This is a genomic window from Aestuariimicrobium sp. T2.26MG-19.2B (assembly GCF_950101875.1).
In the GTDB taxonomy this organism is placed as follows: Bacteria; Actinomycetota; Actinomycetes; order Propionibacteriales; family Propionibacteriaceae; genus Aestuariimicrobium; species Aestuariimicrobium kwangyangense.
Map to the genome: position 1 here is coordinate 1760819 of NZ_CATNLW010000001.1, position 12832 is coordinate 1773650.

A 12832-nucleotide genomic window follows, 5' to 3' on the forward strand; every position below is an offset into this window, starting at 1 on the left:
AGATGACCAACGACCCTGATTTCGCGAACGCCGACTCCCACCAGCCCGAGGCTGCTGAGGAGTCAACCCCTGACTTCGAGATCGATCTGGACCAGTTCGACGCCGCCGCATCCGAGGAGGCCGCGTCCGACGACACCGAGCTCAACCTCGACTTCGGTGACGACGCCGAGGAGGCCGACAGCGGCATCGACCTCAACTTCGGTGAGGACGCCGAACCGTCGGCCGAGGAGACCCAGGACGACGATGACGACGACGAGGACGCCGCCACCGTGGCCGCCCTCGCCGAACTCCGCGAGGAACTGCGCACCAAGGTGGGGGAGTGGTACGTCATCCACACCTACTCGGGTATGGAGAACCGGGTGAAGCAGAACCTCGACGCCCGCGTCACCTCCCTCGAGGTCGAGGACTACATCTACGAGAGCGTCGTGCCGACCGAAGAGGTCGTCGAGATGCGCAACGGCACCAAGAAGACGGTCACCCGGTGCGTGCTGCCCGGCTACGTGCTGGTGCGCATGGACATGACCGACGAGGCCTGGGGCGTCGTCCGCCACACCCCTTCGGTGACCGGTTTCGTCGGCCACGCCACCCAGCCGGTGCCGCTGAGCCTCGACGAGGTCGAGCGCATGCTCACCCCGTCGGTCATCGCTCGCGTGAATGCCGAGCAGTCGGGCAAGCCCTCACGCAAGCAGAAGCGCAAGATCGAGGTCGTCGACTACACCGTCGGTGACTCCGTCGAGGTCGTGGACGGACCGTTCGCCGGCGTCCAGGCCACCATCACCGAGATCAACGTGAACACCCAGCGACTGAAGGCTCTGGTGGAGATTCTGGGTCGGGAGACTCCGGTCGACCTGACCTTCCCCCAGATCCAGAAGATCTGAGGGTTTCGGAAGAAACTGAGTTCACGCCGGTCGGACCGCCAACCCTTCGGGGATCCGACCACCACCCGACCCGGGCTCTCGTCCGAGTCACCACGGTGTGGGCACCCGTCCACACCGGCAAGCAAGAAAAGGACCCACAACCATGCCTCCCAAGAAGAAGGTTGCGGCCCTCGTCAAGGTCGCACTCAAGGCTGGCGCAGCCACTCCTGCTCCTCCGGTCGGTACCGCCCTCGGTCCGCACGGTGTCAACATCATGGAGTTCTGCAAGGCCTACAACGCCCAGACCGAGGCCCAGCGCGGCAACGTCATCCCCGTCGAGATCACCATCTACGAGGACCGCACGTTCACCTTCGTGCTGAAGACCCCGCCGGCCGCCGAGCTGATCAAGAAGGCCGCCGGACTCGACAAGGGCTCGCCCACCCCGCACAAGACCAAGGTCGGCAAGCTGACCCAGGCCCAGGTGCGCGAGATCGCCGAGACCAAGATGCCCGACCTGAACGCCAACAACGTTGAGGCCGCCATGAAGGTCGTCGCCGGCACCGCTCGTTCGATGGGCGTGACCGTCGAGGGCTGAGCACTCGCTCAACCCACCCGCACCTTGGACTAGTCCCGGGTGCACCCCACATCCCCCTGGGAGGGCCTCGCGCCCGCACCAGAACTGGTGGATCAGCCCACGAGGCTGACATGAAAGGAACCAGCATGAAGCGAAGCAAGGCTTACAACGCCGCTGCCGAGAAGATTGACGAAGACCAGCTGTACTCCGCGGAGCAGGCTGTGGATCTCGTCAAGCAGGGCGCTGCGGCGAAGTTCGACGAGACCATCGACGTCGCCATGCGACTCGGTGTCGACCCCCGCAAGGCCGACCAGATGGTCCGCGGCACGGTCAACCTTCCGCACGGAACCGGCAAGACGGCACGGGTCCTCGTGTTTGCCACCGGCGAGAAGGCCGAGGACGCTCGCGCTGCGGGCGCCGACGAGGTGGGCGCCGACGAGTTGATCGAGAAGGTGGCTGGCGGCTACCTCGACTTCGACTCCGTCGTGGCCACCCCCGACATGATGGGCAAGGTTGGTCGTCTGGGTCGCGTGCTCGGCCCCCGTGGCCTGATGCCGAACCCGAAGACCGGCACCGTCACCATGGACGTGGCCAAGGCCGTCAGCGACATCAAGGGCGGCAAGATCGAGTTCCGTGTCGATCGTCACGCCAACCTGCACTTCCTGATCGGCAAGGCCTCGTTCACCGCGGAGCAGCTGACCGAGAACTACTTCTCGGCGCTCGACGAGGTGCTGCGTCTGAAGCCGTCGACCTCGAAGGGTCGCTACATCAGGCGGATCACCATCTCGTCGACGATGGGCCCCGGGGTCAACCTGGATCCGTCGAAGATCAAGGCTGAGGACGCCGAGGCCTGAGCCTCTCCTCGTGACCACGTGACAACTCACCATCCTGACCAGCGGGTCGCCACCTCCGGGTGGCGGCCCGTTGTTCGTCCCACCGGGCCACGGGTTGTCAGGGGAGCCAGTTAGCCTTCCCATCATGGTCGACACCCACCTCGGACGAGCCCGCCTGCTGGCCCAGGGTCTGGTCACCCGTCCGTACGCCACGCCCACCGAGGCCGTGCGGGCCCATGGCGCGATGCAGGGGCAGGATCTGCCCGGCGCCATCGCGTCAGCTGCTCTGCGCACCCGAGGGGGCACCGCCGAGCAGGTGATCGCCGACCTGGATGCTGGCCGCTTGGTGCGCGGTTACCCCATGCGCGGCACCGTCTTCCTGATGGCGGCCGACGACGTTGCCTGGGTCTCCCAGTTGTGCAACGCGCCCATGCTTCGGGCACAGGCCGCTCGCCGCGGCCAGCTCGACCTGCACGAGGACCATGTCGAGGTGGCCTCAGAACTCACCGCCAGGGTGCTCGCCGCCCATGAACGTGGCCTGCCGCGGGCTGGCCTGATGCAGCACTGGGACCAGGCGGGCGTGCCCACTGACGCGGGGCGCGGTTACCACGTGCTGTCACATCTGATCGGGCGTGGTGAGGTCGCCTACGGCCCGTGGAACGGTGTCGACCAGAACGTGGTGGGGCGTGACCGGCTGCCGGCAGGTGGCGACCTCGAGGGCCGATTCAACGGCGACCGGACCGCTGCGACGGCCGAACTGCTGAGGCGCTACCTCATCAGCCACGGTCCGGCGACCCTGCGCGACTTCGCGTGGTGGACGAAGCTGCCGCAGCGCGACATCAGACCCGCCTTCACCCTCATCGAACACGAGGTCGAGAGGTTCACTGGGGCTGGGCCCGAGCAGGACGGCGAGGTCCGCTTCGGCCGCCCGGGACTCGCCGACGAACTGGCCGAACGGCTCGCTGGGCCGGACAGCTCCGACCACCGTGAGAGCACCGGAAGGCGAATGCTGCTGCCGGGCTTCGACGAGTTCGTGCTGGGCTACCAGGACCGAATGTTCGCCATGTCGTCGAGCGAGCACCACCTGCTCGTACCGGGCAACAACGGGGTGTTCAAGAAGTCCATGGTGAGCGGTGGACGGGTGGTGGGAACGTGGGCGCGCGCCGGTCGCCCTGGGAAACGATCCCTTGAGCTGGTGCCGTTTGGACGGCTCGCCAAGAAGGACCTTGCCGAGTACGAGCGGCTGTTCGAGGAATTCCCTTTTCCCCTGCCCTGAACCCCGGGCGCACCAACAGGTCGTCGTCGCTGGCGGCGGGCACGGCTGCGGCCCACGAGCTGGCTAGGTAGTCGAGCTGACAAGCGCTGACGGTCAAGGCGTGAGATTTTGAGCAATCTGCGCGCGTTGGGTTCGCGTGACCCTCGGGTCGGTGTACGCTTCGTGACTCAGGGGGGTGCCGTGAGGCACACGCTGCCGGGATCTTGATCCGTGGGCGGCATGAAGGTGATCCGGGGGGAACGCCACATGTGGGGACAATTCTGTCGTTGTGTCGCGGGGGCGGCGCAATGACAACGATCAACAGTGCGAGTGCACTTTTCGAAGTCGGGCGTTTGTCGCGCCCGGCGAAGCTTCGGGCTTGGGCCACACCGTTGTCGTGGCCACGTCGCCTGCGCCTGGCCGCTCTGGCGGCAGACGCGGGTGCGTTGGCTTTCAGCATGACCCTGGCCACGCTGGTGTGGACGAGGGGCCGGGACGGACTCCATCTCGCTCATTCCAGCCTGACGCCGACCATGGTTGCCGTCTTCACGGGACTGGTCTGGCTGCTGGCGCTCGGGCTGGTCGACAGCCGTCGGCTCACGGTGATGGGGGCGGGCCCCCGCGAGTACCGACTTGTCATGGTCGCGTCGGTGCGGGCGCTGGGAGCCGTCGCGATCACGGGCTGGGTGCTCGACCTGGACGTCTCGAGGCTCTTCCTGCTCAACGCGTTCCTCGTCGGCGGCGGGTTGCTGCTCACCGAGAGGTGGCTGTTGCGAGGCAGGCTCGCGCGGTCGAGGGCGCGGGGCGAGAACATGGTGCCCACCGTGGTGGTCGGCGGTCAGGACGACGTCGCCCCCATGCTGAAGCAGCTGGAGTCGAATCCGGCGGCGGGTTACCGTCCCATCGGGGTCTGCCTTCCCAGTGGGGGAGGATCAGGCCTGACGGTGGTTGGGCTGCCGCGGATCCCGGTCGAGGTGCTGGCCGGGATGCTTCGACCCATGCCGCGTGCAGCCGTGGTGGTCGCCGGTGGGGTCTCCGACCCGGAGGTGGCACGCATCACCGGCGCGCTGGAGGGCAGCCCGGTCGAGGTGATGCTGGTTCCCCGACTGCTGGACGTCCCGGGGCAGCGGATGTCGTTCATGCAGGCGGCGGGACTCAACCTCGTGCGCGTCACCCTTCCCCAGTTCGAGGGCTTCAGGTACGCGGTGAAGCGCAGCTTCGACGTGCTCTTCGCCGGCGCTGCGTTGTTGGCGCTCCTGCCGGTGTTCGGGGTGATCGCGCTGCTCATCAAGCTCGAGGACGGTGGCCCGGTCATCTACCGCCAGACCCGGGTCGGGCTGCGCGGTGAGACCTTCACCATCCACAAGTTCCGCAGCATGCACCTGGACGCCGACAAGCGCCTGGCCGAGCTGAGGGCCTTCTCCGTCGGAGCAGGGCCGTTGTTCAAGATGGAGCACGACCCGCGCATCACCCGCACTGGTGCCTTCCTGCGCAAGCACTCGCTCGACGAGTTGCCGCAGTTCTGGACGGTGCTGCGCAGCGGGATGAGCGTCGTGGGACCGCGACCGCACCTGGCCAGCGAACTGGACGCGTTCCCGCAACACGCCCTGCGCAGGTTGCTGATCAAACCGGGCATCACCGGTCTGTGGCAGGTCGGTGGACGCTCCGACCTCTCGCTGGACGACGCCATCCGTCTCGACCTGCGCTATGTCGAGAACTGGACGCTGGGTGAGGACGTGTCCATCATCCTCAAGACCGTGCGCCACGTGCTGCTGCCACAGGGTGCCTACTGAGGGAGTCCCGTCAGGGATTCTGCGACGGGGATCGTCCGGGTCGGGGGGCCCGGACGATCCTCCATGTTCGAGCCCGATCGTGCGGGCCGGTTCGTGGGCTGGCTTGGCAATATTCACATTCACGTAACAACTGGGGACGGACGGGAAGAAGGTGTGGTCTGTGATTGCCCGCGGTGTAGGCTCGCGGCGCGGCTGTGGGTGACCACCTCCGCACGGGCTCGGCACGGCGCCATCCCGCATGGCATGAACAGAAGGTGCTGAATGGAGCGTTCAGTCGTCCGCGGAGACTCTGTCAGGCGCCGCCGAGGACCACGTCGATGACCGTTGCTCAGTACGTCCATATTCTGCGTCGCAATCTTCTGCTGATCATTCTCCTGGCCGTGGTCGGCGGCACCGGGGCGTATTTCTACTCCCACACGCTGCCGAAGCAGTATCGCTCCTACGCGTCCGTGATGGTCGTGCCCGTGCGTGGGGAGAACACCAGTGAGGTCGTGCAGGGCGCCAACTACGTCGAGAACATCGTGCAGTCGTACGCGCTGTTGGCCACCACCCCGTACGTGCTGCAACCCGTGGTCGACAAGCTCGAGCTGGGGGTGTCGCCCGGACAGTTGGCGCGGCAGGTGAACGTCGTGACCCCGCTCAACACGGTGGTGATCCAGCTTGCTGTCACCGATTCGTCGCCGCAGCGAGCGCAGAGCATCGCCGGTGCCACCTCGGATTCCCTGATCGCGGCAGTGAACGAACTCTCGCCCAAAATCGGTAGCGAACCTGCGGTGCGTCTGGAGGTCATCTCGCCCGCCACGTTGCCGCAGGGGTATGTCTCGCCCAACAGCAAGACCTATGGCATGGTCGGCGCCCTGGCCGGATTGGTGCTCGCAGTGGGCATCGCGCTGACACGAGAACTCCTGCGCTCCCGGCCCCGCAATGCCGACGACGTCAAGGCCCTGACGGATCTGCCGGTGCTGGGCGAAGTGCCGCAGTTGGCCCGGAAGGCCAACCTCGCCAGGAGCGTGCTCATGGCACCCCGGGGGCACGCTGCCGAAGCCCTGCGCGCGGTGGCGGCCAGCCTGAGATTCGTCTCAGTCGACCAGCCCGCACGGATGATGATCCTCACCTCGGCGCGACCGTTCGACGGCAAGTCCAGCATCTCGGTCGCACTGGGCGTCGCCTTTGCCGAGGCGGGGCGACGCACGTTGGTGATCGATGCCGACCTGCGTAATCCCTCCATCGCCGACCTGACCGGGGTCGAGGGTGGTGTCGGCCTGACGACCGTGCTGGTGCACGACTGTGAATTCGACGAAGCGGTGCAGCCCTGGGGGCACAAGAACCTCAGCATCCTGCCCGGAGGGGTCCTGTCCCCCAATCCCGGTCAGTTGATCTCGTCGGGCCAGTTGAACGAGACATTGGCGCTGGCGAGGGACCAGTTCGATGTCGTGATCATCGACACTGCGCCGGTGCTCGCCGTCAGTGATGCCCTGTGGCTGGCCCCGCACACGGACGGGATGATCCTGGTCACGCGAGCCAAGAAGACCCCCACCAGGGCACTCCTCGCGGCCATTGACACGGTCACCTCGACCCACGCCAGGGTGCTCGGTCTGGTGGTCAACGGGGTGCGCATCCAGCGGGACAGCAAGTACCACAGCAGGGAGTACGGCGCGACCGCCCGACATCGGGAGCTACAAGACGCCAGAGTGGACTAGGGACGGCGGTGTTCAAGGCTCTCTCGGCGCGCGGGCTCACCACCCTCACCTCAGCCATCTTCGGCATCCTGACCGCGCGGCTCATCCTCGGTCATGCTGGGGTCGAGTACTTCGCGCTGTATGCGTTGGTGACGGTTCTCCCGTCCTTGGTGCAATTCCAGGACTTGGGCACTGGGGCTGCGCTGGTCAACACCATCGCCACTGCTGATGCCCCCGACGATGACAGTCACGTCGCCGACACACTGACATCGGTGTGGCGGATCATGCTGAAGTTCGCCGTCGTGCTGACGGCGTTGAATGTCGTCCTGTTGGTGTCGGGCGGTTGGATGTGGCTGCTCGGCGAGCCCGGGCTCCTTCCACGAGCGTCGTTGGTCGTGTTCACGTGTCTGTCGGTGTGGGCCGTCGCTGTCCCGCTGGGCATCTGGCAGCGCATTCTTCTTGGCCTCCGCAAGAACCACCTGACCATTCTGATCCAGGGGCTGATGGCGCCCATCAACTTCCTGCTGGTGTGGGTGCTGATCGGTTCGGGATCGGGAGCATTCCCTTTCCTCTCCTTGGCGTCGTATGTCGGCGCCTTCGTGATTGCCACTGTCGGCATGGCGGCTTCGGTCCGGCACCTGGGACGAGCGGTCGGAAGGGCCTGCCGCCAAGTCTTCAAGCCCGCTCACCATCCCGGTGTGCGGGTCATGGACGTGGGTTGGCCGATGATGGCGCAACTGCTGTCGGCGCCACTGTCCATCACCGCACAGCGGTATGTGTTGGCCCGATCCGGGACGACGGGTGAGCTGGCCGAATACACCGCCTCCGCGCAGGTCTACCTAGCCTTTTTGGGAATGATCAGCGCCGCCGGGATAGCCCTGTGGCCCAGCTATGCCCGCCGCCGGGCAGCCGGGCAATTGACCAGTGGCCCATTCCTGCTCAGTGCCCTTCTGGGCGCTGCCAGTCTGGCCGTCATGGTCGTGGTGGGGCTCCTCCGTGGCCCCTTGTTCGCCTTCACCACCAATGGTCAGGTGCCCGTCCATCTCAACACCGTCATGGCCTTCAGTGTGATGATCGTGATCCAGGCCTGCCTCTACCCGTTGGGCATGTTCATCATGGACAAGCCCGGTATTCGTTTCCAGGCGCTCCCCACCGCTGCGATGGCCGTAATGTCTCTCCTGTTGGCCATTGTGGTGACACCACGTCTGGGGGTGGTCGGGCCCATCCTGAGCAACTGCCTGTGCGTCCTGGTCTTCCAGCTCGTGCCCTTCACCCTCTACATCCACCGCCACCGTGCCCGACTGTGGCAGGCGGCCTGAGCCATGGCAGTCATTGCGCATCGCTCCGTCCGGGCATCTGGCGTCAACGCGGGCGGGGCTCGCAGGGTCCACCTCGACTCGCTGGTTGCTGCCGTCACGGCACTGGGAATCGGAGCTCATCTGCCCCTCCCGGGGCCACTGACCTTGACGCTCGTACTCTCCGTCGCCCTACTGCCGGTGTGGCTGCCGCACCTTGCCCGGCACCAATCCGGGGTCGTGGCCCTGACAGGTCTGGGCGCCATCCTGAATGGCCTACTGCTCAATTCGGTCAACGCGTCGACACATCACATCTCGGTCCCACTCACTGAGGCTCAGATCGTCCTGATCCTCGAGTTGCTCCTGGGTTCCGGTGCTCTCGTGTGGGTCAGATCTGTCGTGGGGTCGGGGTGGATGGGGCTCCTGTTCGGGTCCGGAATGCTGCTGTCGGTGCTGCCACGGTTGAGCGCCGACAACCCCTGGAAGTTCAGCCTGTCGCTGCCGGTCACGATCTGCCTGCTGGCCGCTGCCTGGCTGGTCAAGGCACGAACGGGGGAATTGGTCGCGCTAGTCCTGCTCGCACTCGTGTCTGCCTTGAACGACTCGCGCTCTGCCGCCTCGATCCTCGCCACCGCCTTCCTCATCCTGTCCTGGCAGCGGGCCAGGGCTGCGCTCCAGCTCCGGTCGACCGCCCTGCGAGTGGGCGTCAGCATCGTGCTCCTGGGGTTGATGACCTACTTCGTGATGCAGTCGTTCATCCTGCAAGGCTTCCTCGGCGAGGGTGCCCAGCTGCGCAGTGAGGCCCAGATCCGCTCATCAGGGTCGCTGCTCCTGGGTGGGCGCCCCGAGATCGGTGCCACTTTGGCCCTGCTCAGGGCCTCGCCCGGTGGCTACGGGCTGGGAGTCGTACCCAATTTCGCCGACATCTACACCGCGAAGTCGGGGATGGAGCGGCTCAACTACGACGCCAACAATGGCTACGTCGAGCGCTACATGTTCGGTGGCGCCTTTGAGGTCCACTCCGTGATGGGCGATCTGTGGCTTCGGTGCGGACCCATGGGACTCGCGTTCCTGCTTGCCATGCTCGTGCTGGTCCTTCGCAACAGCGCGGCCCGACTGGCGGAGGGTCGCGGCCGGGCGCTGACCACCTTCCTGGCCATCCAGGTGGTCTGGGATGCGTTCTTCAGCCCGTTCTACACCACGGCGGCGCTCGCGCTCACGGTGGCTGTTGGTCTGCTGGTCCAGCTCCCCACCAGGGCAAGGGACGACGCGGCCGGCGTTCCTGAATAGAGCCTGAGCGGTTTCGGCGAGTCTGAGAGCGAATGCTAAGGTGCCCCGCAAGGGGGTCCCTCCCACCATGGGACGGGTCCCCCGAACACCTCCTCCCCCCAAGGAACCCCCCCCATGGCTCGTCCACTTTCCAGGCTGACTTCGCGCGCCCTGGTGCTCATCCTCGGCACCACCGCCGCCCTGGTCGCCCTTCCCAAGACCCCCGCTGTCGCGGCGGACACCTACGTCGGTGCCGTGATCGGCACCCGAGGCACGTCGCTCGGCAGCGCTTCGTACACACCTCCAGCCGGTGCCGTCTATGCAAGCAATGCCGGCTCTGACACCAACCCCGGGTCCTTGTCCAGCCCCGTGAAGACCGTTGCCCGGGCACTGGCCCTGGCTCCGTCTGGCGGAACCGTGGTGCTCCGTGCGGGCACCTACCACGAGTCCGTGACTGTCACCAAGCAGGTGACCATTCAGAACTACCCCCGCGAAGTCGTCTGGTTCGACGGCTCGCGCGCCGTCTCCAACTGGACGAAGTCCGGAACGGTCTGGGTGGCCCCCTGGTCGACGTTCTTCGCCTCCAGCGGGGGAGCAACGCGGCCCGGCTATCCGTACGCTCCTTACCCCGCCCAGGTCTTCATCGACGGGGCGGCGCTCGCACAGGTCGGCTCGTTGGCGGAGGTCAAGGTCGGCACCTTCTTCGCTGATTCAGCCAACAAGCGCCTCGTCATCGGAAGCGACCCCACCAGCAAGCGAGTCGTCTCCAGCGATCTCACCCGTGCCATCGGCATCATGACCACCAACGTCAACCTGAAGGGCTTCGGTGTCAGGCGCTACGCGGTCACGGCCGCCTCTCGCGCCGCGATTCTGATGGACCCCGACGGCGGCACCTTTGAGCGCCTGGTGGTTTCCGACAACGCCTACATCGGTCTGGCGCTGAGTGGGTCCAACAAGACCATCCGCAACCTCACGGTGGAGCGCAACGGTCTTATGGGCCTCGGCATGGATCGTGCCGACAACGTGGTGGTGACCAACTCGATCTTCGGCCAGAACAACTTCGAGCGGTTCCCCACCCTCCCGGTCGCAGCGGGCGTGAAGATCACCAAGGCCGCGAAGGCCAGGATCACGAACAACCTGTTCAGTGCCAACTACCTCTCCGCCGGTCTGTGGTTCGACAACTACAGCTCCGACGTCCTGATCGCCAACAACTCGATGGTCAACAACGGGGAGCAGGGCATCAATCTCGAGGCCGCCACCCGCGGGATTGTGGCGAACAACGACGTCATCGGCAGCCGCAAGGGTATTGAGCTGCGAGACACCGACACGGTCAAGGTCATGAACAACCACGTCCGTGGCTACACCCTGTTCGGGGTGTACCTGGCGCAGGACGACCGCTGGACGAACCGCCCCAGCAATGCGCCGGCCACCCACAGCCTCCTGGTGAAGAACAACACGGTGGCCAACAACGTCCTTGCTTGTGGTGCCCGCTTCCAGATCTTCGGCAAGGATGACCACACCGGGATCCCGATGGCCGACTTCGACTCCACGATCACCGGGAACCTCTTCAGCCAGTACCGGCAGAGTCCCGAGCTGAACATGGTCGGCTGGGGGGCCCCGGTGTCAGGCGGCACGGAGTTCCTGCAGAGCACCGCGGCCCTGGCGAAGAAGGGCTCCGGCTGGACGAACCTGCAGAGCAGCGCTTGTGTCACCAACCCCGAGAGCTCGGTGGACTTGTCGACGCAGACCACTGCCGCCATGGCCATCCCCTCCGACGTGGCCTCGCTGATCGGGGTGTCGGCTGGTACCAAGAAGATCGGTCTCGTCAACACGACCACCGCTCCCGTCACCACCGTGGCACCGCCGACCACCACCTCGGGTGTGCTCGACTCGGACGCGTTCAACCGCACCCTGTCCGGCACCTGGGGATCGTCCGACGGCGGCAACCCGTGGAGCCTTTCCGGAGGTTCGTCGGCTTTCTCGGTGACCGGCGGCTACGGAATGGTCAGCCTCAACCCGGCCGACAATCGGGTGGCAACACTCCCGAAGATCGCCACCACCTCGACCTCCACCACCACCACGGTGGCAGTCGGCTCGCTGCCCACCGCGGGCGCGGCGAGTGTGACCGTGATCGGACGCCAGGTGAGTGGGTCGGTCTACTCGGCTCGAGTGCGGGTCGGTGCCGACGGATCTGCCCGACTCCTGCTGCTGAGGGACGAGACGCAGCTCGGTGCAGCGTACGGCCTGGCTCAGAAGTACGTGGCGGGCCAACAGCTCAACGTCAAGCTGCAGGTGTCCGGCGCCGCGCCGACCACGGTCAGGGCGAAGATCTGGGCCGCCGGCCAGCCGGAACCTTCCGCCTGGACGCTCACCGCTCAGGACTCCACCGCCGTTCTCCAGTCGGCAGGCACAGTGGGCATCAAGGCCTACCTTTCAGGCACCGCGTCCTCGAACGTGAAGGTGCGGGTCGCCAGTTTCACGGTGGTCAAGCCCTGACGGCACGTAGTACGTAGCGAACTGGGGCGCCCACAAGGCGTCCCAGTTCTGCGTTTTAGGAGAGTTGAGGCCCCCGGCAGGCGAGTCGCGTCGGGCTGGCGACCCTATGCTGATCGGGTGACGGACGCTCGGACTTCAGACCAGCGACCTGCGCAGGTGCTCTTCGTCTGCACGGCGAACATCTGCAGGTCGCCGACGGCGGAGATGACGTTCAGGCGATTGTTGGACGAGCGGGGGATCGGCCCCGTCAGCATCACCAGCGCGGGCGTCGCGGCCACGGATGGTCAAAGGCTCGACTCGACCGTCGCATCCCTCCTTGCGGGGGACGGGATCGACGTGACTGGTTTCGCCTCCCGGCGGCTCGAGGATGATGACGTGATGAGCGCCGACCTGATCCTGACCGCCACGAGGCAACACCGATCGTCTGTGGTCCAGCGGGTGCCCAGGGTCCTGGGCAGGACATTCACCCTGCTGGAGTTCACGACGCTCGCTGCGAACTTGGCGTGCGGATCCTTGCCGAAGGGCCCTGATCGGCTCTTGTGGCTCCGTGACCAAGCCGCTGCCCACCGAAACCTGCTCCTGTTGCCGGATCTCCCCATGGACCTTCCCGATCCCTACATGAGGCGGCGGGCTGTGTATCGCGCCTCGCACAGGCAGATCGGTGAAGCGCTGGAGACCCTGGCCGATCTCCTCGGGGCTGCTCGCTGACGGGGCGCCGCCCTCCCGACATGCGAACACACAAGGGCCCCGGGCTGCTGCCCGGGGCCCTGTGCAGGTGTCG

10 protein-coding genes are annotated in these 12832 nt (G+C 66.1%); all 10 read left to right on the forward strand.

Annotated features, from left to right (window positions below; translation table 11 throughout):
* Positions 1 to 2 precede the first annotated feature (2 nt).
* The 10 genes from nusG to QQZ11_RS07920 all read left to right on the forward strand — a co-directional run bounded on the left by nusG (position 3) and on the right by QQZ11_RS07920 (position 12759).
* Positions 3 to 878 carry a transcription termination/antitermination protein NusG gene (gene nusG / locus QQZ11_RS07875; RefSeq protein WP_284549719.1) on the forward strand — a complete coding sequence of 292 codons (876 nt, stop codon included), beginning with the start codon at positions 3 to 5 and terminating at the stop codon, positions 876 to 878.
* A gap of 142 nt (positions 879 to 1020) precedes the next feature.
* On the forward strand, positions 1021 to 1452 hold the full coding sequence (gene rplK / locus QQZ11_RS07880) for a 50S ribosomal protein L11 (RefSeq protein WP_022910953.1): 432 nt from the start codon (positions 1021 to 1023) through the stop codon (positions 1450 to 1452).
* Positions 1453 to 1577: 125 nt separating this feature from the next.
* On the forward strand, positions 1578 to 2285 hold the full coding sequence (rplA, locus tag QQZ11_RS07885; RefSeq protein ID WP_022910952.1) for a 50S ribosomal protein L1: 708 nt from the start codon (positions 1578 to 1580) through the stop codon (positions 2283 to 2285).
* A 124-nt stretch (positions 2286 to 2409) separates the two neighbouring features.
* Positions 2410 to 3540, forward strand: coding sequence for a winged helix DNA-binding domain-containing protein (locus QQZ11_RS07890; protein ID WP_284549720.1), 1131 nt, complete (start codon positions 2410 to 2412; stop codon positions 3538 to 3540).
* Positions 3541 to 3827: 287 nt separating this feature from the next.
* Positions 3828 to 5312 carry a sugar transferase gene (locus QQZ11_RS07895; RefSeq protein ID WP_284549721.1) on the forward strand — a complete coding sequence of 495 codons (1485 nt, stop codon included), beginning with the start codon at positions 3828 to 3830 and terminating at the stop codon, positions 5310 to 5312.
* A gap of 317 nt (positions 5313 to 5629) precedes the next feature.
* Positions 5630 to 7012, forward strand: a complete 1383-nt coding sequence (locus tag QQZ11_RS07900) for a polysaccharide biosynthesis tyrosine autokinase (RefSeq protein WP_284549723.1) — start codon at positions 5630 to 5632, stop codon at positions 7010 to 7012.
* An 8-nt stretch (positions 7013 to 7020) separates the two neighbouring features.
* Positions 7021 to 8310, forward strand: a complete 1290-nt coding sequence (locus QQZ11_RS07905; protein WP_284549724.1) for a lipopolysaccharide biosynthesis protein — start codon at positions 7021 to 7023, stop codon at positions 8308 to 8310.
* 390 nt (positions 8311 to 8700) lie between these two features.
* Complete coding sequence (locus tag QQZ11_RS07910) at positions 8701 to 9576, forward strand: hypothetical protein (RefSeq protein WP_284549725.1); 876 nt, start codon at positions 8701 to 8703, stop codon at positions 9574 to 9576.
* Between the two features lie 114 nt (positions 9577 to 9690).
* Entirely contained in the window at positions 9691 to 12051 is a 2361-nt protein-coding gene (locus tag QQZ11_RS07915) for a right-handed parallel beta-helix repeat-containing protein (RefSeq protein WP_284549726.1), read from the forward strand.
* Positions 12052 to 12207: 156 nt separating this feature from the next.
* Positions 12208 to 12759: an arsenate reductase/protein-tyrosine-phosphatase family protein gene (locus tag QQZ11_RS07920; protein ID WP_051139816.1), complete on the forward strand. Its 552-nt coding sequence runs from the start codon at positions 12208 to 12210 to the stop codon at positions 12757 to 12759.
* Positions 12760 to 12832 lie beyond the last annotated feature (73 nt).